19 protein-coding genes are annotated in these 24,071 nt (G+C 73.2%); 8 read left to right on the top strand and 11 right to left on the bottom strand.

The window, feature by feature from the left end:
* Positions 1 to 178: 178 nt before the first annotated feature.
* Positions 179 to 3,340, top strand: a complete 3,162-nt coding sequence (locus ACGF3I_RS26585; RefSeq protein WP_393136185.1) for an ATP-binding protein — start codon at positions 179 to 181, stop codon at positions 3,338 to 3,340.
* On the opposite strand, the gene ACGF3I_RS26580 is transcribed toward ACGF3I_RS26585, so the two are convergent.
* Positions 3,318 to 4,112, bottom strand: coding sequence for an ABC transporter permease (locus tag ACGF3I_RS26580; protein ID WP_393136183.1), 795 nt, complete (start codon positions 4,110 to 4,112; stop codon positions 3,318 to 3,320). The two genes, ACGF3I_RS26585 and ACGF3I_RS26580, sit on opposite strands and share 23 nt — an antisense overlap.
* Positions 4,109 to 5,083: an ATP-binding cassette domain-containing protein gene (locus ACGF3I_RS26575; RefSeq protein WP_393136181.1), complete on the bottom strand. Its 975-nt coding sequence runs from the start codon at positions 5,081 to 5,083 to the stop codon at positions 4,109 to 4,111. Before ACGF3I_RS26575 ends, ACGF3I_RS26580 begins: the two co-directional genes overlap by 4 nt.
* Positions 5,084 to 5,281: 198 nt before the next feature.
* On the opposite strand from ACGF3I_RS26575, the gene ACGF3I_RS26570 reads away from it, so the two are divergent.
* Positions 5,282 to 5,854 carry a histidine phosphatase family protein gene (locus ACGF3I_RS26570; RefSeq protein WP_393136179.1) on the top strand — a complete coding sequence of 191 codons (573 nt, stop codon included), beginning with the start codon at positions 5,282 to 5,284 and terminating at the stop codon, positions 5,852 to 5,854.
* A gap of 46 nt (positions 5,855 to 5,900) precedes the next feature.
* On the opposite strand, the gene ACGF3I_RS26565 is transcribed toward ACGF3I_RS26570, so the two are convergent.
* The 8 genes from ACGF3I_RS26565 to ACGF3I_RS26530 form a co-directional block, all read right to left on the bottom strand.
* Positions 5,901 to 7,388 (bottom strand): amino acid adenylation domain-containing protein, encoded by a 1,488-nt coding sequence (locus ACGF3I_RS26565; RefSeq protein ID WP_393136178.1) that lies wholly within the window; start codon positions 7,386 to 7,388, stop codon positions 5,901 to 5,903.
* On the bottom strand, positions 7,385 to 8,518 hold the full coding sequence (locus ACGF3I_RS26560; protein ID WP_393136177.1) for an acyl-CoA dehydrogenase family protein: 1,134 nt from the start codon (positions 8,516 to 8,518) through the stop codon (positions 7,385 to 7,387). Before ACGF3I_RS26560 ends, ACGF3I_RS26565 begins: the two co-directional genes overlap by 4 nt.
* Positions 8,519 to 8,654: 136 nt before the next feature.
* Complete coding sequence (locus ACGF3I_RS26555; RefSeq protein ID WP_393136176.1) at positions 8,655 to 9,899, bottom strand: LLM class flavin-dependent oxidoreductase; 1,245 nt, start codon at positions 9,897 to 9,899, stop codon at positions 8,655 to 8,657.
* A 92-nt stretch (positions 9,900 to 9,991) separates the two neighbouring features.
* The gene (locus ACGF3I_RS26550) at positions 9,992 to 11,371 is read right to left on the bottom strand and encodes an aldehyde dehydrogenase family protein (RefSeq protein WP_393136174.1); all 1,380 of its coding nucleotides are present in this window, start codon (positions 11,369 to 11,371) and stop codon (positions 9,992 to 9,994) included.
* Between the two features lies 1 nt (position 11,372).
* On the bottom strand, positions 11,373 to 12,479 hold the full coding sequence (locus ACGF3I_RS26545) for a phenazine biosynthesis protein (protein WP_393136172.1): 1,107 nt from the start codon (positions 12,477 to 12,479) through the stop codon (positions 11,373 to 11,375).
* A gap of 11 nt (positions 12,480 to 12,490) precedes the next feature.
* On the bottom strand, positions 12,491 to 13,303 hold the full coding sequence (locus tag ACGF3I_RS26540; RefSeq protein WP_393136170.1) for a thioesterase II family protein: 813 nt from the start codon (positions 13,301 to 13,303) through the stop codon (positions 12,491 to 12,493).
* On the bottom strand, positions 13,303 to 14,619 hold the full coding sequence (locus tag ACGF3I_RS26535) for an NAD(P)/FAD-dependent oxidoreductase (protein WP_393136168.1): 1,317 nt from the start codon (positions 14,617 to 14,619) through the stop codon (positions 13,303 to 13,305). Before ACGF3I_RS26535 ends, ACGF3I_RS26540 begins: the two co-directional genes overlap by 1 nt.
* Before the next feature lie 13 nt (positions 14,620 to 14,632).
* Positions 14,633 to 14,899 carry an acyl carrier protein gene (locus ACGF3I_RS26530; protein ID WP_393136166.1) on the bottom strand — a complete coding sequence of 89 codons (267 nt, stop codon included), beginning with the start codon at positions 14,897 to 14,899 and terminating at the stop codon, positions 14,633 to 14,635.
* A 223-nt stretch (positions 14,900 to 15,122) separates the two neighbouring features.
* Here ACGF3I_RS26530 and ACGF3I_RS26525 point away from each other — a divergent pair, with 223 nt between their 5' ends.
* On the top strand, positions 15,123 to 16,484 hold the full coding sequence (locus ACGF3I_RS26525) for an NAD(P)/FAD-dependent oxidoreductase (protein WP_393136164.1): 1,362 nt from the start codon (positions 15,123 to 15,125) through the stop codon (positions 16,482 to 16,484).
* Between the two features lie 21 nt (positions 16,485 to 16,505).
* Entirely contained in the window at positions 16,506 to 18,260 is a 1,755-nt protein-coding gene (locus ACGF3I_RS26520) for an MFS transporter (RefSeq protein WP_393136162.1), read from the top strand.
* Here ACGF3I_RS26520 and ACGF3I_RS26515 read toward each other — a convergent pair.
* Positions 18,214 to 19,197 carry a LysR substrate-binding domain-containing protein gene (locus tag ACGF3I_RS26515; protein WP_393136212.1) on the bottom strand — a complete coding sequence of 328 codons (984 nt, stop codon included), beginning with the start codon at positions 19,195 to 19,197 and terminating at the stop codon, positions 18,214 to 18,216. The two genes, ACGF3I_RS26520 and ACGF3I_RS26515, sit on opposite strands and share 47 nt — an antisense overlap.
* Positions 19,198 to 19,267: 70 nt before the next feature.
* Here ACGF3I_RS26515 and ACGF3I_RS26510 point away from each other — a divergent pair, with 70 nt between their 5' ends.
* The 4 genes from ACGF3I_RS26510 to ACGF3I_RS26495 all read left to right on the top strand — a co-directional run bounded on the left by ACGF3I_RS26510 (position 19,268) and on the right by ACGF3I_RS26495 (position 23,918).
* Positions 19,268 to 20,494 (top strand): MFS transporter, encoded by a 1,227-nt coding sequence (locus ACGF3I_RS26510; protein WP_393136160.1) that lies wholly within the window; start codon positions 19,268 to 19,270, stop codon positions 20,492 to 20,494.
* Positions 20,495 to 20,739: 245 nt separating this feature from the next.
* A complete protein-coding gene (locus tag ACGF3I_RS26505; protein ID WP_164265867.1) occupies positions 20,740 to 20,943 on the top strand; it encodes a 4-oxalocrotonate tautomerase family protein in 204 nt (67 codons plus the stop codon).
* A 204-nt stretch (positions 20,944 to 21,147) separates the two neighbouring features.
* On the top strand, positions 21,148 to 22,590 hold the full coding sequence (locus ACGF3I_RS26500) for an FAD-binding protein (RefSeq protein ID WP_393136157.1): 1,443 nt from the start codon (positions 21,148 to 21,150) through the stop codon (positions 22,588 to 22,590).
* Positions 22,591 to 22,634: 44 nt separating this feature from the next.
* Complete coding sequence (locus ACGF3I_RS26495; protein ID WP_393136155.1) at positions 22,635 to 23,918, top strand: multidrug effflux MFS transporter; 1,284 nt, start codon at positions 22,635 to 22,637, stop codon at positions 23,916 to 23,918.
* Positions 23,919 to 24,071 lie beyond the last annotated feature (153 nt).

Below are 24,071 nucleotides of genomic sequence, written 5' to 3'. Positions count from 1 at the left end.
GATTTCTTGTGCGGCGGTGACAGATATTCTGCGCACCCGGCGAACGGGAATGCGGGGACCGCGGCGCGGCGCACCGCCGCTCCCGGCGGCCCGCGGGGCGGGCGCACCGCTGCTCCCCCAAGGGCCGCGGTGCGGACGGGGAGGGTACGGCGGGCCGCGCGCTGGCTACTCTGCACGGGTGACCACCGAGTTGACCTTGCTGACGCGCGTCGCCTACCGGGGCCGGGAAGTGACCGCGCCCCGACTGCGCGGGCTCCTCGCGCTGCTCGCCGAAGACCTGCGGGCCGGGTGCAGCACCGGACGTCTGGTGGAGGGGCTGTGGACGGACGAGCTGCCGGAGCGGCCCGGCAAGGCCGTCCAGGTCCTGGTGTCGCGGGTGCGCGCACAGCTCGGCCCGGACGTGGTCGCCAGCACCCCGGCCGGCTACCGCCTCGCGCTAGCCGAGGAGCAGGTCGACAGCTCCGCCGTGCTGCTGCACGCCGCTGCCGCCGAGGCCGGGGCCAGGGCCGGCCGGCCCGCCGAGGCGCTGGCCGAGGCGGAGGCCGGGCTCGCCCTGTGGGACGGCGCCGTCGGCGGCGGGGACGGCGAGGACCTGCACGACCCGGTCGCCGCCCTGCGCCTGTCCCGGGCCGGCGCCCACCGCACCCTGACCCGGTCCCGGGCGCTCGCGCTGGCCCGGCTCGGCCGCAAGGCGGACGCGGTGCGTCCGCTGGCCCAGCTGGCCCGCGAACTGCCGCGCGACGAGGAGGTCCTTGCGGAGCTGCTGCGCTGCGAGGCCGCCACGGCGGGCCCGGCCGCCGCCCTCACCCGCTACGACCTCTACCGGCGCGCCCTGCGGGACGAGCTCGGGGCGGACCCGGGCGCCGAACTCACGGCGCTGCACCAGGAGTTGCTGCGCGGGGAGGCGCCGCTGGTGCGCCACGGCGTGCTGCACGAACCGAACCCGCTGCTCGGCCGCGACGAGGACCTCGCGGCGATCGGCGGGCTGCTCGCCGCGGCCCGCGTCGTCACCGTCGTCGGCCCCGGCGGCCTCGGCAAGACCCGTATCGCGCACGCCGTGGGCCGGGCCGCCGAACAGCGGGTGGTGCACTTCGTGCCGCTGGCCGGTGTCACCGCCGACGACGACGTGGCCACCGAGGTCGCCTCGGTGCTCGGCGCGGCCCCGGCCCGCGGCCTGCCCGGGCCCGCCGGTGTCCTCGCCGGGATCGCCGGGGCGCTCGGCACCGGCCCGGCGCTGCTCGTGCTCGACAACTGCGAACACGTCATCCGGGGCGCCGCCGCCCTGGTGCGGTCCCTGGTGTCGGGATCGAGGGAGCTGCGGGTGCTCGCCACCAGCCGGGCGCCGCTCGGGCTCACCTCCGAGTCCGTGTACGCGCTGCCCGAGCTGGGCCTGCGCTCGACGATCGAGCTGTTCCGGCAGCGGGCCAGGGCCGCGCGCCCGGACGCCGAGCTGCCCGAGCGGGCCGTCGAGGAGCTGTGCCGCCAGCTCGACGGGCTGCCGCTCGCGGTGGAGCTGGCCGCGGCGCGGGTGCGGGTGCTGTCCGTGCCGGAGATCGCCCGCCGGCTGCGGGACCGCTTCGCGCTGCTGCGCGGCGGCGGCCGGGACGTACCCGAGCGCCACCGCACCTTGCGGGCCGTCGTGGAGTGGAGCTGGAACCTGCTCGAACCCGAGGCGCAGGACGCCCTCCAGGTCCTCTCGGTGTTCCCCGGCGGCTTCGGCGAGGAGGCGGCCGAACACGTCCTGGACGGCGGCGACGCCCTGTCCCTCCTGGAACAGCTCGCCGACCAGTCGCTGATCAAGGCCGCCGACACCCCGACCGGGGTGCGCTTCCACATGCTGGAGACGGTCCGGGAGTTCAGCGCGACGCGCCGTACCGACGCCGGGCGTGAGGACACCGTCATCGGTCAACTCCTGTCCTGGGCGCGGGCGTTCGGGCGTGAGCACCACGACGCGCTGTTCAGCCCCGACTCGCTGCGCTCGTGGGAGACCACCCGCATCGAGCAGGACAACCTGGTCCTGGCGCTGCGCCACGCGCTGGCGCGCGAGGACGGCCCCACCATCGCGGGCCTCACCGCCGTGCTGGCCTCGCTGTGGGCCACCGACTCCAACTACAGCCGGCTGACCGGGCTCGCCGCCGACACCGCGGCCCCCCTCTCGCACTTCAGACCGGGACCCGACGACGTCGAGCCCGCCCGCAGCGCGGCCGTGGTGTGCACCCTGAGCCTGTTCATGGGCTACGGACCGCACGCCGTACGCCAGTTGGTGACGCTGCGCCGGCTGCCGCACGCCGAGCCGGACACCCTGATGCGGGCCCTGGACGTGGTGCTGCGCACCCTGCCCGAGGTGCATGCACCGCACTACGAACGCCTCTTGGAGCTCTGCGCCTCGGACAGGCCGCTGCTCGCGGGCGTCGCCGAGTGCTTCGCCAGCTATGTGTGGGAGTCCGAGCGCGATGTGGACCGGGCGCTCGCGTCGGCCCGCCGCGGACTCGACGCCCTGACCGGACTCGGCAATCCGGCCACCGAGATGCTGGGCCACGGCCGGATCAGCGAGCTGTGCCTGCAGACCGAGCGGGGCGAGGAGGCCTACCGGCACCTGATGGCCGCGATGGAGGTCCTGGAGCGCGCCGGCGACTGGGCGGACGCGGCCGGCTGGTACGACGCGGTCGGGGTGCGCTGGGCGCTGGTCCTCGCCTGTCTGCAGCGCGGCGAGCTGGACGAGGCGGAGCGCTGGCTGGAGCTCGCGGCCCTGGAGCAGGCGTCCGACGCGGCGCAGGTCTTCAGCGCGGAACTCGGATCGCGGGCGGAGATCGCCCTGCTCAGGGGGCTCACCGAGGTGGGGCTCGGGCTGTGGCGGCAGGCGGTGGCGCAGCTGAGCGAGGCCGACGCGCTCTATCCGGACGATCCGTTCGTGACCACCTGGACGCTCCAGATCCAGGCGACCGCGGTGGCCGCGCACGCCCGGCACGGCCGCCTCGAACCGGTCGCCGAGCTGGCTGCTCAACTGCGGACCACGGCCGAGGAGTTGCTGGCACACACCGGCCAGGAGGCGCAGCCCGCCGAGCTTCCGGTGTCCGGCACGACGCTGCTCGCGCTCGGTCTGGCCGAACTCGCCCGTGGCCGCACCGCGGGCGTGCGGCTGCTCGCGCTCGCCGAGCGGATGCGGGTGCACCGGGACTTCCCGACGATGTCGGCCGCCGCGGCCCGCCGTTCGGCCGAGGACGCCGACGGGGCGGCGTACGCCGACGCGGTGTCGGAGTACGCCGCCCTGGGGCGCGACGATCTTGAGGCGGCCGCCGTGCGGGTGCTGCGGGCCATCAGCGCTGCGGGTCGCGGTTGAACTTGGCCTTCGACCAGAAGTAGCCGAGGACGGTGAGGGCGAGCGCCCAGCCGATGGCGAGCCATCCGTTGTTGCCGATCTCCGTGCCGAGCAGCAGGCCGCGCAGGGTCTCGATGGCGGGGGTGAAGGGCTGGTACTGAGCGATCGGCTGGAACCAGCCCGGCATCGAGTGCAGCGGCACGAAGGCGCTGGACAGCAGCGGCAGCAGGATCAGCGGCATCGCGTTGTTGCTGGCGGCCTCGGCGTTGGGGCTGATCAGACCCATGCCGACGGCGATCCAGGTGAGCGAGAGGGCGAACAGGACGAGCAGCCCGAGCGCGGCGAGCCACTCCAGGACGGTGGCGTCGGTGGAGCGGAACCCGATGGCCACGCCGACGGCGCCGACCAGGACCACGCTGAGGATGGACTGGAGCACGCTGCCGATGACGTGCCCCACGATCACCGAGCCGCGGTGGATGGCCATGGTGCGGAAGCGGGCGATGATGCCCTCGGTCATGTCGTTGGAGACGGAGATGGCGGTGCCCACCACGGTGCTGCCGATGGTCATCAGGAGCAGTCCGGGCACGATGTAGGCGATGTACTTGGCGCGGTCGGGCCCGCCGCCGGCGATGCCCATGCTCATGGTGTCGCCGAAGATGTAGACGAAGAGCAGCAGCAGCATGATCGGCGTCAGCAGCAGGTTGAGGGTGAGCGACGGGTAGCGCCGGGCGTGCAGCAGATTGCGGCGCAGCATGGTCGAGCAGTCGCGCAGGGCGAGGGACAGGGAACTCATCGGACGTTCTCCTTCAGGGCGGCGGCGGCGGTCGGGGCGGGGTGGCTGGTCAGCGCGAAGAACACGTCGTCGAGGTCCGGGGTGTGCACGGTCAGCTCGTCGGCCTCGATGGACGCGGCATCCAGCCAGTCGAGGATGGCGCGCAGCTCGCGCTGGCTGCCGCCGCTCGGGATCTGCAGGGAGAGCGACTCGTCGTCGCGGGTGGCCTCGCGCAGGGCGACGGCCGCGTTCTCGTACGCCTGCGGTCCGGTGAACCGGAGCCGCACGTGGCCGCCGGGCACGAGCTGCTTGAGTTCGCGTGCGGTGCCCTCGGCGACCAGCCTGCCGCCGTTCAACACCGCGATGCGGTCCGCGAGTTCGTCGGCCTCTTCGAGGTACTGGGTGGTGAGGAAGACGGTCACGCCGCCGGAGACGAGGCCGCGGATGATGTTCCACATGGTGTGGCGGCTGCGCGGGTCGAGGCCGGTGGTCGGCTCGTCGAGGAAGATGATCCGCGGATCGCCCACCAGCGTCATGGCGATGTCCAGACGCCGGCGCATACCGCCGGAGTAGGTGGAGGCGGGCTTCTTCGCCGCCTCCGTCAGGTCGAAGCGCTCCAGGAGTTCGGCGGCCACCCGGCGCCCCTCGCGCCGCGAGAGGTGGTGCAGATCGGCCATGAGCAGCATGTTCTCCTCGCCCGTGATCAGGTTGTCGACCGCCGAGAACTGGCCGGTGACGCCGATCGCGGCGCGGACCGCCTGGGGCGCGGTCGCGATGTCGTGGCCCGCGATGCGCACCTGTCCGGCGTCGGCACCGATCAGGGTGGAGAGGATCTGGACGGCGGTGGTCTTGCCTGCGCCGTTGGGGCCGAGCAGCGAGAAGACGGTGCCGGGCGTGACGTGGAAATCGATGCCGTCCAGGACCGTCTTGTCCCCGTAGGACTTGCGGAGCCCGGTGGCCTCGATCGCGAGTGCGTGGGTCGTTGTCGTCATGTCCCGAAGAGTGCGCGGGGCCGCCTTCAGCGCGGTTTCAGGCGGGTTTCAGGGGCGCCGGCGGGCTGAACCCCCGGACCGGTGCCGGGTGCGCGGGACCGTACGCGGTGGCGGCCGGCGTCCGGCTTACAGTGGCGCGACCGTGCCGGACGCCGCCCGGTGTCCGGCCGCCGACCACCGTCGAACCCGGGAGTGCGCATGACGACGCGGCTGGTGCTGATCTCGCCCGCCCTCAGCCGGGCACTGCGCGAGGCCCGCTTCGACGACGGCGCCCCGCTGGAGCCGGCCGGGCTCGCGGCGGCGCGGGCGGCGGCGGGCGCCGTGCCGGACGCCGCCCGCGTGGTGCACGCGCCGACCGTGCGGTGCCGGGAGACCGCGCGGGCGCTCGCCCCGGCCGACGCGGAGATCACCGGGGCGCCCGCGCTGGCCGCGTTGGACGTCGGCCGCTGGCGGGGGCGGACCCTGGCCGAGGTGAGCGCCGCCGAGCCGGACGCGGTGCGGGCCTGGCTGAGCGATCCGGGCGCCGCACCGCACGGCGGGGAGTCGGTGCGGGAGCTGTGCGCCCGGGCCGGTGCCTGGCTGGACGCGGCCGGCGCGCAGGACGGCCGCACCCTCGTGGTCGTGGAGCCCGAGCTGGTACGGGCCCTGGTGCTGCGGGCCCTGGACGCGCCCGGGGCGGCGTTCTGGCGCCTCGACGTGCCCCCGCTGACCGCGACCGTACTGAGCGGCCGGGCGGGGCGCTGGAACCTGCGGGTGGGAGGGGAGTTGTGAGGGTGCGGGCCCGGCGAGCGCTCCCGGGCGCCGGGCCCGGGCGGCCTCAGGCCTCCCGCGCGTCCTGGACGCTCTCGCGGCGCAGCCGGTGGCGGTCGAGCTTGCCGTTGGTGTTGCGCGGCAGGGCGTCCAGGACGCGCAGGGTGTCGACGGTGACGCCCCGGGGCAGATGGGCTGCGCAGTGGCGCTTGAGGGCCAGCAGCGAGGGGGCCGCGCCTTCGGCCGGTACGACCACGGCGGTCAGCCGGGTGTCGAGGGCCGAGCCGGTGACGAGCGCCGCCGCCTCGGCGACCTGGGGGTGGGTGGACAGCGCGGCCTCGATCTCGGTCAGGTGCATCCGTACGCCGCGGATCTTCACGGTGTCGTCGAGGCGGCCGAGGTAGAAGAGGTCGCCGTGCTCGTCCACGCGGACCCGGTCGCCGGTGCGGTACCAGCCCTGGTGCGGAGCCTGGTTCCAGTAGCCGAGCATCACGGTGGGGCCCGACACCGCCAACTCCCCCGTCCCGGGCGGGCAGTCGGGGTCGTCCTCGGGCGGCAGGAGCTTGAGCTCGTCGCCGCAGACGGCGCGGCCGATGGGCAGGGGCCGGGGCGGCTCGGGACGCTGCGGCAGTTCGTACGCGGTGCACACGTTGGTCTCGGTCGGGCCGTACAGGTTCCAGAACCGCTTGGCCGGCCAGTGCTCGCGCAGCCGCCCGAGGTCCTCGGGCGGGAAGGCCTCGCCGGCGAACAGCACCGCGCGCAGGTGCGGCAGCGGCCGGTCCAGCAGGCCGCCGTCGCGCATCATCAGCATCAGCGTGGAGGGCACGGAGTACCAGACCGTCAGTTGCCGCTCGTGCAGTACATCGGTCAACGCCCTGGGCGTGTAGGCCAGTTCGGACGGAATGAGGTGGACCGAGGCGCCGGCCGAGAACGCGGCGTAGAGGTCGAGGACGGACAGGTCGAAGTTGAGCGGCGCGTGGTTGGCGAAGCGGTCGTCCGCGTGGGCGCCGAGCGTCTCGGCGGCCCAGTCGACGAAGGCCAGCGCGTTGCGATGGCTCAGGCACACGCCCTTGGGGCGGCCGGTGGAGCCGGAGGTGTAGAGGATGTACGCCGGGGCGTCGGGGGACAGGCGCGGGCGCGGCGAGGGGCGGGGCAGGGTGGGCGGCGGCCCGGGTTCGTCCAGGAGGACCGGGATGTCCGCGAGGGCCAGGGACCGCGCGCGGTCCGCTGTGGTGAGGACCGCCGCGGGCGCGCAGTCCTCGACGATCTGCGCGGCGCGGCGCGCCGGGTTGCGCGGGTCGACCGGCACATAGACGGCGCCGAGCCGCAGGACGGCCTGGGTGGCGGCGACGGCCCGTACGCTCTTGTCGCTCCACAGGACCACCCGGTCGCCCGCCGCCACGCCCAGCGTGTGCAGCTCGTACGCCAACTGGTCGGCCAGCGCGTCCAGTTCGGCGTAGGTGGCGCGGGTGGCCGGGTCGCTGACGGCGCTCGCGCCGGGGGTGCGGTGGGCGGCCCGGGTCACCAGGTCGTGGAGGAGGACGGCGGCGGTCACAGGCCGAGCCCCTTGGCGATCAGCTCGCGCTGGATGTCCGAGGTGCCGGAGAACGTCCGCGCGGGCAGCGCGTCGCCGAGGGCCCGCGCGATGTCCGTACGCGTGGAGTACGCCGAGCCCGCGAACAGCTGGGTGGCGTCCAGGGCGGTCTGTACGGCGCTCTCGGCGGTGTGCAGCTTGGCCAGCGCGATGTCGAGCGGGGTGTGCTCGCCCCGGTCCATCAGCCAGCAGGTGCGGTGGAGCAGCAGCCGGGCCGTCTCCAGGCGCAGGCGCATGTCGGCGATGCGGTGCGACACGGCCTGGTTGGCGGCGATGGGATGCCCGAACTGCCGCCTGTCGAGGGCGTGTTGGACCGCCTCGTCGGTCAGCCGTGCCATCTGTCCGAGGTAGCCGGCGAACAGACAGGTGCGTTCCCAGCGCATGGAGGACTGGAAGATGGCCGCGCCCTGCCCGGGCTGCCCGACGACCCGGCTCGCGGGCACCCGCGCGTCGGTGAAGGTCACGGTGGCCGCGGGGCAGCTGTCGAGCGTCGGCTTGTCGAAGGGGGCGCCGACGGTGACGCCGGGGGTGTCGCGGTCCACGGCGAAGCAGGTCACGCCGAGGAAGCCGAACGCCGGGTCGGTGACCGCGTAGACGAGCAGCAGGTCGGCGGCCGGGGCGTTGCTGACGAAGGTCTTGGTGCCGTTCAGGACGTAGTGGCCGTCGTGGCGCACGGCGGTGGTGCGCAGCGCCGTGACGTCCGAGCCGGCCTCCTGCTCGGTGATGGCGTTGGCGCCGATCCAGGTGCCGTCGGCGAGGCGCGGCACGACCTCCTCGCGCAGCGCCTTGTCGCCGTGCTCGACGATCGGCATGACGGTGGCGAAGAGGTGGGCCGTCACCGCGAAGAGCAGGCCCATGTCCGGGCAGCCCCGCCCGGCCGCTTCGACCACGTGGGCGGTGGTCAGCGCGTCGTACCCCTGCCCGCCCAGCTCCTCGGGGACCGAGAGGCCGGTGAGGCCGAGTGCGGCACAGGCGGCCCAGCGCTCGCGCAGGTCGGCGGGTGCGGCCGGGCCGGGCGCGCCGAGAGCGCGGGCGCCGGCCAGTACGCGGTCGTGGGCGGCCTGCTGGCGTTCGGTCCAGGAGAAGTCCATGGGCGGGGGTCCTTCACGGTGGCGGGGCCGGGGGCACGGCGGGCGGGCGTGCGGGCCGGGCCCGGCGGGCGGACGGGCGGGGCGGCGGCCCGGGGGCCCGGCGCGGCGGCGGGCCGGGCTCCCCGCGGGCCGCGGCTCAGCGGTACTGGGAGATGACGTGCTCGCCGAACAGGCGCAGCTGCTTCTTCGTCTCCTCCAGCGGCATCAGGCCCTGCTCGACGTAGATGCCGAACCAGCTCAGGTCACCGCCGTTGCCGTAGCAGGAGGCGACGTCCGCGACCTGGCTGCGGACCTGGTCGGGGGTGCCGCCGAGCGCGTACTTGGAGTCGAACATCCGCTGCACGGTCCACTCGCTCTTCGGCAGCATCTGGCCCGGGTACTTCTCGTCGTCCTCGGCCAGCCGGAACGCCTCCCAGAACCCGAAGTCGCCGAGGTACTCGTTGAACGCGGCGTAGGTGGTGCGCTCGGTGATGTCGTACAGCTCCTCGGGGGTGTCCGCGAAGTGCAGCGAGCGCATCGCCCCGACGCCCTCGCCGAGCTTCAGGTCGCGGCCGTGCTCGGCGGCGGTCTCCTGGTAGGCGCGGCACAGCTCGACGAACTTCTCGGGGCGCGGGCCGAGGATCCAGGGCGTGATGTCCTCGCGGGCGGTGTAGCGGATGGTCTTCTCGCTGAGCGAGAACGGCTGCATCAGCGGCGGGTGGGGCTGCTGGTAGGGGGCCGGGACGACCGAGACGCGGCGGATGACGCCGTTCTCGTCGAGCTCGCCCGGGGCGCCGTACTTCTTGGTCCACTCACGGGCCGGCCAGCGCGTGATGCCCTCCTCGTAGGGGAACGGCACCTGGTAGTAGTCGCCGTTGTGGTCGATCGTCTCCTGCGTCCAGGCCTTCTTGACGATCTTCATGTACTCCTCGTACACGGCGCGGTTGTGGTCGTCGGTCTCGGAGCCGTCCATCGGGGTGCCGCGCACCCGGGTGTGCTGGCCCATCACGTTCAGCCAGCGGTCCTGGAAGCCGCGCGCGAACCCGCCGTAGACGCGGCCCTGGGTGAGGTGGTCGAGCATCGCCATCTCCTCGGCGACGCGCAGCGGGTCCCAGGACGGCAGGACCAGGCCGAGCGGGCTGAACTTGATCCGCTGCGTACGGGCGGCGAGGTCGGCGAAGAGCAGCAGCGGGGCGACGGAGATCTCGAAGCCCTCGGAGTGGAAGTGGTGCTCGGTGGTGGAGAGCACGTCGAAGCCGACCTCGTCCGCGAGCTGGGCGATCTCGCGGACCTCGGTGAGCATCTCCTGGTACTTCTCGTTGTTGCGGCCGATCGGGCGCAGCCGCTCGCGCTCCTCGAACGTGGCCGGGATGGTGGGGGTGATGAAGAGCAGGAACTTCATGGGGCGCCGTTCTGCTTCCGGTAGCTGGGTGGCTGGGGCAACTGCGGTGACGTGACGGGCGGTGCGGGTGTGCGGTGGCGGGCGGTGCCCGGTTACGGCACGACGGTGGTCGCGGTCATCAGGAACTCGGCGAGGTGCCCGTCGTGCGGGAGCCCGGGCACGTAGGTGCTCGTCGGGCGGCTGCCGAGGAAGACGTTGCGGACGGTGGGGTCGGCGACGGCCGCGGAGATCAGCTCCTGGTCGTCGGAGAGCGTCATCAGGGCGAGGCTGTGCCGCAGGGGCGCGAGGCCGTCGGCGCGGCTCCAGGGCGCCACCCATACGCAGGGGAAGGGCATTTCGGCGCCCACGACCTCGTCGTACGGGTCCGCCACGAGGTGCACGGCGGGGCGCAGCGCCGCACTGCCGTCGCCCAGGTCGGCGACCAGGCGGTCCGCGCCGAGCAGCGCGGTGCTGCCCGACGCCCGCCGGGCGAGGTGGTCGCGCAGCGCGTGGGCGCGGGCCAGCGGGACCACGGGCAGGGCCGCATCGGGGTGCTCGGGCGGCAGCGCCGGGAGCGCTTCGAGCCGGGCGGCGAGCGCCTCGGCGACCGGCCGCGGGTCGCCCTCGACGAACAGGGCGGTGGCGTTCACACAGCCGAGACCGCCGCCGGAGGTGAGGGACTCCTCGATGACGCCGAGGTGTTGGCGCCCGTCCGTGCCGTCGGCCAGCAGGATCTTGGAGCGGCCCGGGCCCTGGGTGAAGACCGTCGCGTCCCCGCCGTAGCGGCGCACCACGTCGTCGCCGCCGAACACCACCGACCGGTCGGCGGCGGCCACCAGCGCGTCGCCCACCTCGTGCCCGCCGGGCAGCAGCACGCAGTGCGCGGGGTCGAGCCCGGCCGCCCGCAGCGCGTGCACCAGGCGGGCGGGGGTGAACGGGTCACGGCGCGAGGGGCGTACGGCGACGCGGTAGCCGAGGGCGAGCGCGGTGAGCCACTCCAGGTGTGGCCCGGGGTGGTTGCCGGGGGCCAGGACGGCGAGCACGTCGCCCCGGCGGGTCCACACGGCGCCCGGCGCATCGCCCCGGTGGGGGCGATGCGGTGCGAGCGCCGTCGGCCGCTGTCCCTCGGCGCCCCGCGCGATGTCCCCGGCGCCGGTCTCGAACAGGCGCAGCGCGGCGCGCGGGGTGGCCAGCGGCAGCCCGGCGGTGCGGGACACCGCGTGGCAGTAGTCCGCGGGGCTCTCGCCGTCCAGGGTGGCGGTGGCGAAGAGCCGGCCGGCGGCGGCGATCACCTCGCGGGCGGCCTTGGGCACGGGGGCCGCGGACCGGCGCATCGCCTCGACGGTGCGGGCCACGGCGAGGCGGGGCACCATCGCCAGGTCGGCGAAGGGCCGGCCGGCCACGTCGGGGACCGCCTCGCGGCGGTGCGGTGCGTAACTGCCGCTCGGCACCAGCGCGTTGACGGTGCGCACGGCGGTGGTGGTGGCGGGCATGTCAGTACACGCCCTCGATGATCTCGCTCTCGCCCTCGGTGTACGGCGCGACGTCGGCCACCGCGTCGGCCGGGTGGCCCGGCAGCGGGGCGACGCGGGTCGCCACGTCGCGTTCGAGGTTGTTGGGCAGCAGGGTCTCGCGGGTCAGGGTGTGCGCGAGGACCCGGCCGCGGGAGCCGTACGGGACGCGTTCGCCGGTGGCGGGGTCGACGATCTCCATGAGGAAGCCGGTGTAGCAGGGCACGAAGACGGCGCTGCTGTCGTCGAGCACCGGCTTCTCGCCGTCCAGCGGCACGTACTCGGGCGAGACACCGGTGATGGTGTTGCCGTAGGCGCCGCGCAGCTTGATGCCGGGGAAGACCTCGTGGCGCAGGATGTCGCGGGTGTCGCGGTCCATCGAGGCACCGCTCCACAAGATGGTGTGGACGGTCCGGTTGATCAGCTCCACCGCGCGCGGCGACTGCGCGAGCACGTCGAGCAGGGGCGGGGTGCAGAACATCACGTCGACGCTCTGGGTGGTCAGCAGGTCCATGGTCTGGCCGACCAGGTGCTCGATGTAGGCCTGCGCCTCGGCGCCGCGGCCCGCGCGCATCAACTCCTTGACCCAGCGCGGGTCGAGGTCGATGTGCAGCGGCACCGCCGAGCGCTGCGCGCTCAGTTCGCGCAGGACGTGGCCGACGGCGTGCGGGCCCGTCGGGGCGATCAGCAGCCAGGTGCCGCCGTGCGGGACCTGCTCGCGGTCCAGGAACGAGGACCACCAGCCTGCCTGGCGGCGGAACTCGGTGAAGTCGACGATGCGGCGCGGGCGCCCGGTCGTGCCACCGGTCTCGAAGACCCGCATCGGTCCGGAGCCGGCGAGCCCCCGGGGGACCAGGTCGGCGACCGGGACCCGGCGGATGTCGTCGGTGACGTCCGGCAGCAGCGCCAGGTCGGCGAGCGTGGTGATGTCCTTGCGCGGGTCGAAGGCGAAGCCGCGGGCCTTCTCCAGCCAGAAACGGGACCCGGTCTCCGGGCCGAAGTGCCAGTCCATCGCCGCCCCGACGAGGTCGTCGGCGCGGAAGCCGGAGCCGCCCGAGGGGGCGAGGGGGGTGATGGTCGGGGTGCTCATCGCGGTGTCCTTCACACAGTGCTGGAAGTCGGGCGGAGCGGCCGGGCCGGGGCCGGGGTGGCGAGGTCGGCGAAAAGTGCGGCGACGACCGGGCCCGGGTCGCGCTCGGCGAAGAAGTGGCCGCCGGGCGGATCGGCGTACAGGTGCTCGCGGTGTGCGCCGGGCGCTGCCTCCGCCGACCAGGCGGCCAGGCCCGGCCGCGTCGTCAGCGGGTCGCCGCTCCAGCCGAACACCGACACCCGGCACTCCAGCGGCGGCGCCTTCGGCTGGTAGCCCTCGGCCATGGCGATGTCGGCGCGCAGCGCCCGCACCAGCAGCGGCGCGAGCTCCCGGTGGGCGAGCAGCGGTTCCGGGATGGCGCCAAACGCACCGACGCGCGACCAGAGTTCGTCGGCCGGGAGCCCGGCGAAGTACGGCAGTGCGCGCGGCGCCCAGGGCGCGTCGAGCGCGGCGACGGCCAGGGCGTACGGCGCCCGCCCCCACCGCTCGCGCCAGGCGTGCGCGAGGGCGTGGGCGAGACAGCCGCCGAGGCTGTAGCCGAACAGGACCAGCCGCCCGGCCCGCTCGGGCGCGGGCAGTTCGGCGCACAGCCGTCCGGTGACGTACGCCAGGTCGTCGCACACCGCCTCGTCGCCGCGCAGGAACCCGTGGCCCGGCAGGTCGGCCGCCAACAGCCGTACCCCGTCGGGCAGATGGGGGAGCCAGCCGTCGTAGATGCGGGGCGTACCGCCCGCGTAGGGGAGGCAGACCAGGGTGGTGTGCGCGTCGTCGCTGTCGGCGAGGGCGCGCAGCCAGTGCCGCTCCCGCTGCCGTGGGCCGGACATCAGAACAGCGGCGTGCCGGCCGGGGCGCGCAGCGAGCCGAGGTGCGGGTGCCACAGGTGGTCCGGGTTGTTCTCCACCGTTTCCAGGACCGAGCGCATGGTGGCGAGGACGGGCGGCTGTTCGGCGGTGTAGACGTTGCCCTGGAGCAGCCGCAGCACGTCGAGGCGGTACCGCGGGTCCTGCACGAAGACGGTGAACAGGATGTTCAGCCGGTAGTAGAGGGCGATGAAGTTGTACCAGTTCGTCAGGCCGCGGCGCTGGTTCTCCTCGTACCGCTCGAAGCGGGCGCGGGTGAAGTCGCCGGCTTCGGCGGCGGCGAGCACGTCCTGGCACAGCAGGCGCGCACCGTGCATCGCGATGCCGACGCCGCTGGAGAAGATCGGGTCCACGAAGCGGGCCGCGTCGCCGACCATCGCCCAGCCGTCGCCGGTGATCCGGCGCATCGCGTAGCTGAAGTCGCCGTCCACCTGGAGCGGGCGGGCGGGGGTGCAGGCGCGCAGGGCCGCGGCGAGGTCCGGGCGGTGGTCGAGGGCGCCCCAGAAGAACGCCTCCCGGTCGCCGGCCGCCTCGCGCAGCCGGCTCTTGCGGGAGACCACGCCGACGCTGGTGATGGTGTCGGTGATGGGGATCTGCCACACCCAGCTGTCCTCGGCGGGCAGGAAGTGCACGAAGAGGTAGTCGGACATCGCGTCGCGGCCGGCGATGGCCTCGCGGTCGAGTCCGGTGAACCAGCCGTGCACCGCGTACTGGTCGAAGGCCGGGTCGCTGACCTTCAGGCCGAGCTGGCGGCCGAGCACGGTGCCGCGCCCGCTGGCGTCGATGACCATCCGGACACCGGTGCTGCTCTCGCCGCCGCCGGAGGCGTGCACGACGACGGGGTGCGGCCCGTCGAAGTCGACGCGGCGCACCCGGGCCCCCTCGAAGACCTTCGCGCCGAGCGAGGCGCTGTGCTCCAGGAGGAGTTGATCGAAGCGGCCGCGGTCGACGTGGTAGGTGTGGGCCTGCCCGCCGAGCACGTCCTCGTCCTCGGCGAAGGCGAGGTCGGCGACGCCGAACCGGTCACTGGCGCGCTCGCCGCCGGGGGAGGTCCAGGCGGCGCCGAACTTCTTCGGGAAGCCGGCCGCCTCGACCTTGTCCAGGGCGCCGATCTCCCGCAGCACGGGCGTGGTGGCCGGCACCAGGGATTCGCCCACGTGCGGACGCGGGAAATTCTCGCCCTCGAAAACGGCGACGGAAAGACCGGCCCGGGCCAGATAGGACGCGGCGGTGGAACCTCCAGGACCGCCCCCGATGATTCCGATGTCGAAATCGGTCACAGTGATTTCCCCCTCAGGCCCGCGCCGCGGTGTCCGACAATTTCGAGACCAGGGTCGCGATACTGTCGAGCGTGGCGAAATTCGAGCCCACAACTTGGTCGTGCGGAATGGTGATTCCGTAGGCCGACTGAAGGTGGCCGATGAGCTGCACCGTGGTGAGGGAGGTCAGAATTCCCCATTCCAGGAGCGGCGCATCCGGCGCGATCTCCTCCGACGCGGAGCCGAGGACCGCGTTCTGGAGGTACTCCCGTACGGCCTCGGCCGCCTCGTCCTTGGTCATCGTGGTGCACCTCTCGTACGGCCGTGCCATGCGGACCGGGCTAGCTGACCACAGCCGCAGCGGGCGATCCATACCCGATCCGAAATGAATCGATCACGGTTCCTGATCGATTCCCCGGTGGCTTTTGGTATGCACCAACGGAGCCCGTCGCTCCTTTCCGGCAATGGTTGATGGCGGGACTGCGGGCTGCTAATTTTCCGGCCAACCCCTGAAAGGACTTTCTGTGTCTGATTCCCTGTACGACGTCGTCATCATCGGCGGTGGGCCCGGCGGGTCGACCATGGCGTCCTATCTGGCGCAGGCAGGACTTTCCTGTGTCGTGCTCGAGGCCGAACATTTCCCGCGCCCGCACGTCGGTGAATCCCTGGTGCCCGCCACCACGCCCGTCCTGCGGGAGATCGGCGCCCTGGAGAAGATCGAGAAGGAGGGCTTCCCGAAGAAGTTCGGCGCGGCCTGGACCGCCGCGGTGGACGAGTCCATCCCGCGGCTCGGCTTCCAGGGTCTTACCGGCGGATTCGGCCTCGCGGACGTCCAGTTCAGCGAGCGCGACCAGCCCGGCGTCCACCAGGACCACACCTACCACGTGGACCGCGCGCGCTTCGACGAGATCCTCCTGGAGCACGCCGGTCAGCAGGGCGCCGAGATACGCCAGGGCGCCCGCGTGCAGCGCGTCGACCTGGCGGGCGGGACCAAGCGCGTCACCTTCACCGAGGGCGGCGCCGAGTCGTCCGTCCGCGCCCGGATGGTCGTCGACGCGAGCGGCCGCGGCACCTTGCTCGGCCGGCAGCTGAAGCTGAAGGAGCCAGACCCGGTCTTCAACCAGTACGCCGTGCACGCCTGGTTCGAGGGTCTGGACCGCCAGGCCGTCAGCGGCTCCGAGGACCGCGCGGACTACATCTTCATCCACTTCCTGCCGCTGTCCGACACCTGGGTGTGGCAGATCCCGATCACCGACACCGTCACCAGCATCGGTGTCGTCACCCAGAAGAGCCGGTTCAAGGAGGCCGCCGCCGACGACCTGGAGTCCTTCTTCTGGGACTGCGTCGACTCCCGTCCCGAGCTGGGCCGCGCGCTGCGCGGGGCCGAGCGGGTACGTCCCTTCAAGGCCGAGGGCGACTACAGCTACGCGATGCGCGAACTGTGCGGCGACGGCTGGCTGTTGATCGGTGACGCGGCCCGCTTCGTGGACCCGATCTTCTCCAGCGGCGTCAGCGTGGCCCTCAACAGCGCCCGCCTCGCGGCGAGCGACATCATCGCCGCGCACGCGGCCGGCGACTTCTCCCGCGAGCGCTTCACCACGTACGAGACCAAGCTGCGCAAGGCGGTGAGCAGTTGGTACGAGTTCATCTCGGTCTACTACCGGCTCAACATCCTCTTCACCGCCTTCGTACAGGACCCGCGCTACCGCGTCGACGTCCTGAAGATGCTCCAGGGCGACGTCTACGACGACGAGGAGCCGGCCGCGCTGTCCGCGATGCGCGAGGTGCTGCGCGAGGTCGAGGCCGACCCGGGGCACCTGTGGCACCGCCACCTCGGCTCGCTGCGGGCCACCGCCCCCGCCCCCGCCGCCGCCCCCGGCGTCTGACGGCGAAGGCGGACCGTCACCATGTCCCGTACGGACACACGCGTCGACATCGCGCGCCCCGGCTGGTTCTGGACCGGTGTGGTGCTCTCCTGCGCCGGGGTGCTGCTCCACCTGCCGATGTACTTCGCCATGCGCGCGAGGGACCACGACATGGCGGGCATGGACATGTCCGGGTCCGCCATGTCCGGCCACCCCATGCCGGGCAGCGGCATGGACGGCATGGGGGCGGGTTCCTCGGCCGCCATGGTGGCCGGGATGGTCCTGCTGGTCGTGGGCCTGGTCGCCGCGGTCTACGGCCTCGTGCGGCACCGCCCGTCCGACGAGGCCGCCTCGCGGGCCGGCCGCTACCGCGTCGTGCCCGGCCCGCAGGACCGGCTGAGCCCCGCCCACCGGCGGCTGATCGCGGCGATCTCACTCGCTCTCATCATCGACGTGATGAAGCCCGCCACCCTCGCGTTCATCATTCCCGGCATGCGCGAGGAGTACGGGATCAGCGCCCCCGAGGCGGCCTGGCTGCCGGTCGGGGCGCTGGCCGGCACCATCATCGGCTCCATCGTCTGGGGCTGGCTCGCCGACCGGCTCGGGCGGCGCGCCACCATCCTGCTGTCCTCGCTGATGTTCATCACGACCACCGTGTGCGCGGTGATGCCGACCTTCGCGTGGAACATCGTGATGTGCGTCGGGATGGGGGCCGCGGCCGGCGGGCTGCTGCCCGTCGCCTACGCGCTGATGGCGGAGTCGATGCCGACCCGCCAGCGCAGCGTCATCATGGTGCTCCAGGCGGGCCTGGCCACGGTCGCCGCGTACTTCTTCACCAGCGCGCTCGCCGCCCTGATGATCCCCGTGTTCGGCTGGCGCGTGATGTGGCTGGTGCACTTCCCGTTCGCCGTCGCGATCGTCCTGGTGAACCGCTGGATCCCCGAGTCCCCGCGCTTCCTGCTGCGGTACGGGCGCATCACCGAGGCCGAGCGGATCGTCGCCGACTACCGGATGGTGCTGGTCGACGACGGACTGCCGGCCGGGCCGGACGGAGCGCCGGCGGACGCCACGGGTCCGGGCGGCGGCGGTGCGGCGCGGCCGGTCTCCGGGGCACCGGCCCCGCAGGCCAAGGAGGGCGCGCTCGCGGCGCTCTTCGGGCGGCGGATGCTCGTCAAGTCCCTGGTGGTCGGGGCGTACGCGCTCTCCTGGTCGGTGGTCAACTGGGGGTTCATGACCTTCCTGCCCACCCTCATGGGCAAGGCGGCCGGCGGCCGGGTGCTGCCGCTGTCCTCGCTCCTGGCCATCCCCGGCACGGCCCTGGTGGCCTACCTCTACGCCCGCTGGAGCAGCCGCCGCACCATGGTCCTGTCCGGCGCGGTGACCGTCCTCGCGCTGCTCGCCCTCGCCGCACTCGGCCGGGCCGACGCGGGCCTCGGCAGCTATCTGCCGCTCGCGCTGCTCCTCGTCGGCACCAGCGGCGTGATCGCCACGCTCGCCCCGTACGCCGCCGAGATCTACCCGACCGACGTGCGGGGCGCGGCCGGCGGCTATGTGGCGGCCTGCAGCAAGACCGGCGGGCTCTTCGCGCCGCCGCTCATCGGGCTGCTGCTCGCGCACTACCCCGGCATGCGGGTCATCGCGCTGTGCGCGGCGGCCCCGATGGCCCTGGCCACCCTCGCCATCGCGCTCAAGGGACGGGAGACGGCGGGCCGCGACCTGGAGGAGGTGCGGGCGGAGCCGCCGGTGGCCGTCAGTCGCGCAGCAGACGGTCTCGCTGAGCCAGCAGGAATCGCCTGAACTCGGCGACGGGGGCGCTCTCCTGGCGCCCCCGGATCCAGATCAGGGCGATGTCGCGGACCGCGCCCGGCCCGTCGAGCCCGAGCTCGACGACGCCGGGCCGCGGCACCGCCGGAGCCGGCAGCAGCGCCACCCCGAGCCCGGCGGCCACCAGACCGCGCAGCGTCTCCACCTCCTCGCCCTCGAAGGCGATCCGCGGCGTGAACCCGGCGGCCGCGCACAGCCGGTCGGTGATCTGGCGCAGCCCGTACCCCGCGGGCAGGCAGACGAAGGCGTCCTCGCGCACCTCCGCCAGGCGTGCCCGCCGGCGCCCGGCCAGCGCGTGGCCCGCCGGCACCACCAGGCGCAGCCGCTGCCGGTGGACCCGGCGCGCGATGACGTCGCGCTCGTCGGGAGCCGGTGAGATCAGCGTGAGGTCGAGCTCGCCGGTACGCAGCCGGGACAGCAGTGCGGCGCCGTAGTCCTGCATCAGCTGGAAGCGGATGCGCGGCCGGCGCTCGCTGAACTCGCGCAGCAGATCGGGCACGGTGGACGGACCGAGGGTGTGCGGGAAGCCGAACGCGATCCGGCCGCTGTCCGGATCGGCGTCCTCCCGCACCGCCGCGCCCCCGCGTTCGGCGTGCGCCAGGGCGCGTTCGGCGTGGTCGAGCAGGGTGCGGCCGGCGGGCGTGAGCCGGACGCTGCGGCCGTGCCGGGACAGCAACTGCACTCCGAGCCCGGCTTCGAGGCGTGCGACGGTACGGCTCAACGTCGGCTGCGGGAGCCCCAGTTCGGCCGCCGCCCGGCTCACGTGCTCACCCCGCGCGACGGCGACGAACTGGGTGAGCGCGGGGGACAGGAGCAGCGCGGCGGAGTCCGGGGACAGGGAAACGCGGCCGGGCGCGGGCGAGTTGACCGGCTCGTCGGCGGTCTGGGACACGCGCCCACCTCCTCTCATGCGGATACGCATCAGCGGCGCATTATGACGTCATTGGACGCATCTGGGGCCCCTTCCTAGCGTGACGGGCATGGTGAAGACAACTACGGGGGCCGGCGCCCCCTCGCCCGTGACGCCCGCGACCGGCGGCGCACGGCTCGCCCCCGGCGACCCCGCCTACCGCCGTGCCATCACCGCGCTGTTCGCCGCCGGTGTGGCCGTGTTCCTGCTCCTGTACGTCACCCAGGGACTGCTGCCCGAGATCTCCGACGAGCTGCGGATCACCCCGGCCGAGGCCAGCCTCACCGTCTCGGCGACCACCGCCGCCATCGCGTTCGCGCTGCTGCCGCTGAGCGCGCTGTCGGAGAAGTACGGCCGCACCCGGGTCATGACGGCCTCCGTGTTCACCGCCGCGGTGATCGGTCTGGTGCTGCCGTTCGTGACCGGCCTCGGCCCGTTCATCGCGCTGCGCGCCCTGCAGGGCGTGGCGCTCGCGGGGCTGCCGGCCACCGCCATGGCCTACCTCGCCGAGGAGGTCTCGCCCGCGGCGGTGTCCTCGGCGATCGGCCTGTACCTGGCCGGCAACAGCATCGGCGGGATGAGCTCGCGGTTCGTGGCGGGTCTCGTCGCGCAGTGGAGCAGCTGGCGGGTCTCGCTCGGGGTGCTCGGTGTCATCGCGCTGTGCTGCGCGGTGGTCTTCCGCGTCACCGTGCCGAAGGCCGCCCACTTCCGCGCCGCGCCCATCCATCCGCGCGCCGTGGCCCGCACGGTGGGGGGCCATCTGCGCACCCCGCTCCTGTTACGGCTCTACGTCCTCGGCGCGCTGTTCATGGTGGTCTTCGGCGCGGTGTTCACGGTGCTCGGCTACCGCCTGTCGGCCGCGCCCTTCCATCTGCCGGAGGGCGTGATCGGCGCGTTCTTCCTGATCTACCTCGTCGGCACGGTGACCTCGGCCCGCGTCGGCCGGATCGCCGAGCGCTTCGACCGGCGCACCGCCCTGTACGGCGGCATCGTGGTGGCCTCGGCGGGCGTCCTGGTGACCGTGGCCGACAGCGTCGCCGCGATCGTGGCGGGTCTGGTCCTGATCACGGCGGGGTTCTTCACCGGCCATGTGATCGCCTCCAGCTCGGTGAGCGCCACCGCGACCACCGGCCGCGCCCAGGCGTCCGCCGTCTACCTGACGATCTACTACGTCGCCAACAGCGTCGGCGGCACCCTGGCCGCCTCCGCGTACCACGGCGCGGGGTGGACGGGTGTGGTCGTGGTGTGCCTGACCGCCATGGGCCTCGCGGCGCTCGTCGCCGTACGCAGGATCTGACCCCGCGCCATGAACGGGCCGCGCGCCATGAACGGGCCGCCCCCTCACGTCGGCCGGCCCGTCATGAGCAGGCCGTACCCTCCCGCGGCCCGCCCCCCCCCTCACGCATCACGATTCGTGATCGGTGTCAGATCGGATTGCGTCTTGGACGGCGCACGGCCCGGTGTTGGACTGGATCCACGGCGGTTCCCCCGGCCAGAGGGAGCGCGCCTCAGCCGTTCCACCTCGATCCAGCGGAGAACACCATGCCTCTCATCCACGTGCAGCAGACCCCCGGCAAGACCGCCGAGCAGAAGGCCGAGCTGGTCCGCGAGCTGACCGACGCGTATGTGAAGGCGACCGGCAGCAAGCCGGAGAGCGTCTGGGTGACCGTGCAGGAGATCGCCACCGACAGCTGGTCGATCGCCGGCGACACCCTCGCCGCCCGCGCCGCCGCAGCGGCCAAGTGACCCGAGGCCCCGTCGGGCCGCAGGCCTGACGCGCGGGCCCCGCAGCCGCCGTTTCCGGGCCGTGATTCCCCCGTTCCGGCCCGGAAACGGCCTCCTCGCCTCCGCACCCGGCCGCCCGGGCCGGGCCCGGAGGCGCCCCCCCGCACCAGAACCCGGTCGCCCAGGCCGCCCCTTGGCCCCACCCCGAACAGGAGATGAGCCGTCGTGAGCGACGTGCTTGACACCGCCGTCCCGTCAGCCGACACCGCAGCCGACACCGCGGGTCCCCTGGATCTGCTGGTCGTGGGGTGCGGTGCGGGCGGCCTCGCGACGGCGGTCAGCTTCGCCGAGAACGCCCCGGGCAGCCGGGTCCTGGTCCTGGAGCGCTCCAGCCGGTACAACCGCGGTGGGAACACCACCTGGACCGGCTCGTTCTTCCGGCTCGCCGCGGACGGCACTCCGGCCGACGACTTCGAGAGCCGGATGCACGAGCTGAGCGAGGGGCAGTCGGACGCCGACTACATCGCGGAGCTCAGCCGCAGCGCCGCGCCCACCGTGCGCTGGCTCGCCGAGCACCACGGGGTGGAGTTCGAGACCCGGCCGACCTACTTCGTCACCGCCCGCGGCCCGCGGCTCATGCCGGCCGGCGGCGGCGCGAGCCTGGTGGACAAGCTCGCCAAGTCCCTTGAACGCCTGGGCGGTTCGATCGCCTACGGAGTGCGGGCCACGGCCCTGAGCACCGACGCGCTGGGCGCGGTCAACGGCGTGGAGGTGCGCGAGGGCGGCAGGCTGCGGCACATCGCCGCCCGCCGCGTCGTGCTCGCCTGCGGCGGCTTCCAGGGCAACCCGGACCTGTTGGACCGTCACATCGGCCCCACCGGACGGGAGTTGCGCCCCATCGCGCCCGGCGGCAAGCACAACAAGGGCGAGGGCATCGAGATGGCGGTGGCGGTGGGCGCCGCGCGCAGCGGACAGTACGACCGCTTCCACGGCGAGCCCGTGGACCCGCGCAGCCACCAGGCCGAGGCCCTCGTGATGGCCTACCCCTACGGGATCCTCGTCAACTCCGACGGGCGCCGCTTCCTGGACGAGGGTTCGGACACCCCGGACAACACGTTCGAGGAAGTGGCCTACCGGATCTGGCGGGAGGCCCGCCAGTCGGCGTACCTGATCTGCGACTCCAAGCTGACGGGGATCGAGGGCCACGAGCGGTCGCTGCTCACGGACAAGGACCCGATCACCGCGCCGACCATCGACGAGCTGGCGCGCAAGCTGGACATCGCCCCCGACGAACTGTGCTGGACCGTGGCCCGGTTCAACGACGCCTGCCGGCCTTCCGTGCCCTACGACCCGACGCGTCTGGACGGCAAGCACACCGTCGGCCTGGTGCCGCCCAAGTCCAACTGGGCCGTGGAGCTCGACACCGGGCCCTTCATGGCCTGGCCGGTGCACTGCGCCATCACCTTCACCTTCGGCGGGCTGCGGACCGACGCCCGGTCGCGGGTGCTGACACCGGCGGGCACGCCCATCGACGGCCTGTACGCCGTCGGCGAGACCGCCGGCCTCTACTACAGCCGCTACCCGGGGGCGACCTCGGTGCTGCGCGCGCTCACGTTCGGCCGGCTCGCCGGGGCGGAAATCGCCCAGGTGACGGCGCCGGCCGGCTGAAAACCGCCAGTCCCCTCCCCACACCGAGGAAGTTGCCAGTTGCCATGAAGACCGCATCAACACGCACTCCCTACGCGCTGTTGCTCGCCGTCCTGTGCTCGCTGAACGCCGGTGGCCTGTTCGCCTCCGACATCAACCTGCCGGGCGTGCCGGCCACCGCGCACGCCTTCGACACCCCGGTCGCGTCCGTGCAGTGGACGTTCAGCGCCTTCATGATCGGCATCGCGGTCTCGCAGGCGATCTACGGGCCGATCTCGGACGCCTACGGGCGCAAGCACGTCATCGTCTCCGGGCTCGGCCTGTTCGTGGTGGCCTCCCTGATCTGCGCGGCGGCGCCCACCGTCGAGGTGTTCGGCGCCGGCCGCCTCCTGCAGGCACTCGGCGCCGGCTCGGGCATGGTGCTCGGCCGTGCCGTGATCAGCGACCTGTACGAGGAGAAGGACGCGGCCCGGATGTTCGCCACGGTCATGCCGATCGTGGGCGTCTCGCCGTCCATCGCTCCGCTGGTCGGCGGCTATCTGACGACGTACGTCTCCTGGCGCGCGCCCTTCGTGGTGACCGCCCTGATCGGGCTCGCGACGCTGGTGGTGATGGTCACCTCCATCCCCGAGAGCCTGCCGCCCGAGCGCCGCAGCAAGCACCTGGGCGCCACGCTGCGCAACTATCCGAAGCTGCTGACCCGCCCCCTGTTCTGGGCCTACACCCTCAACCTGGCGGTGGCGTACGGCGGTTACTTCGGCTACCTGGCCGCCTCCCCGCTGGTCTTCGAGAAGATGGGCCTGGCCACCGAGACCACCAGCTACTGCTACATCACCGTCTCGATCGCCTATGTGGCGGGCAACCTCACCTCGCGCACCCTGGTGCGCAAGCGGCCCGTCAACCAGCTGCTCTGGATGGGCCACGGGTTCTTCCTGCTCGGCGCGCTGATGATGGTCGGCCTCGGCCTGAGCGGGGCCGGCGGGCGGTGGGGCCTCCTGGTCCTCGTCTTCATGCCGGTGATGACCTTCGGTAACGGCTTCCTGCTCCCGCTGTCGATGAGCGCGGGCGTGACGACCTTCCGCGCGACGGCCGGCGCCGCGTCCGGCCTCATGGGCGCGCTCCAGCTGCTCGCCGCCTCGCTCGGCATCTTCCTTTCGAGCCGGCTGCCCGCGGGCGACCTCTTCGCGCTCGGCTGGTTCGTCCTCGGGGCCGCCTCGGTGGGAATCGCCGCGTTCGCCCTCTTCCTTTCGCTGGCCGCCCGGCAGACCGCCCGCGAGCAGGCGCTCGACCGGGAAATTCGCATTACCAACGATCGTGCCGTGGATTTCCAGAAAGCTACCGCAGAGTAAATAAATTCCCGAGGTAAACAAAACTCCTTTACCGACAGAGCGGCCCTCCCGGTGGCAGGTGCCGCTCGTCGGTGTGCGAGGATTCCTCCGTCGTGGCGATCCCTCAGACACCGAAGGTTGCACTTTCAATGAAAGGGGTCGCCCCAGCGATAG

It is taken from the genome of Streptomyces sp. NPDC048111 (genome assembly GCF_043202815.1).
Taxonomy (GTDB): Bacteria; Actinomycetota; Actinomycetes; order Streptomycetales; family Streptomycetaceae; genus Streptomyces.
Note: the sequence above shows the minus strand (reverse complement) of the source record. Positions and strands in the feature narration are given on the sequence as shown.

Coding starts and splice junctions, on each gene's coding strand:
- ACGF3I_RS26530 (WP_393136166.1), bottom strand. CDS start 14,899: ATGACCAAGGACGAGGCGGCCGAGGCCGTACGGGAGTACCTCCAGAAC.
- ACGF3I_RS26505 (WP_164265867.1), top strand. CDS start 20,740: ATGCCTCTCATCCACGTGCAGCAGACCCCCGGCAAGACCGCCGAGCAG.
- ACGF3I_RS26510 (WP_393136160.1), top strand. CDS start 19,268: ATGGTGAAGACAACTACGGGGGCCGGCGCCCCCTCGCCCGTGACGCCC.
- ACGF3I_RS26555 (WP_393136176.1), bottom strand. CDS start 9,899: ATGAAGTTCCTGCTCTTCATCACCCCCACCATCCCGGCCACGTTCGAG.
- ACGF3I_RS26520 (WP_393136162.1), top strand. CDS start 16,506: ATGTCCCGTACGGACACACGCGTCGACATCGCGCGCCCCGGCTGGTTC.
- ACGF3I_RS26540 (WP_393136170.1), bottom strand. CDS start 13,303: ATGTCCGGCCCACGGCAGCGGGAGCGGCACTGGCTGCGCGCCCTCGCC.
- ACGF3I_RS26570 (WP_393136179.1), top strand. CDS start 5,282: ATGACGACGCGGCTGGTGCTGATCTCGCCCGCCCTCAGCCGGGCACTG.
- ACGF3I_RS26550 (WP_393136174.1), bottom strand. CDS start 11,371: ATGCCCGCCACCACCACCGCCGTGCGCACCGTCAACGCGCTGGTGCCG.
- ACGF3I_RS26515 (WP_393136212.1), bottom strand. CDS start 19,197: ATGAGAGGAGGTGGGCGCGTGTCCCAGACCGCCGACGAGCCGGTCAAC.
- ACGF3I_RS26560 (WP_393136177.1), bottom strand. CDS start 8,518: ATGGACTTCTCCTGGACCGAACGCCAGCAGGCCGCCCACGACCGCGTA.
- ACGF3I_RS26545 (WP_393136172.1), bottom strand. CDS start 12,479: ATGAGCACCCCGACCATCACCCCCCTCGCCCCCTCGGGCGGCTCCGGC.
- ACGF3I_RS26575 (WP_393136181.1), bottom strand. CDS start 5,083: ATGACGACAACGACCCACGCACTCGCGATCGAGGCCACCGGGCTCCGC.
- ACGF3I_RS26495 (WP_393136155.1), top strand. CDS start 22,635: ATGAAGACCGCATCAACACGCACTCCCTACGCGCTGTTGCTCGCCGTC.
- ACGF3I_RS26580 (WP_393136183.1), bottom strand. CDS start 4,112: ATGAGTTCCCTGTCCCTCGCCCTGCGCGACTGCTCGACCATGCTGCGC.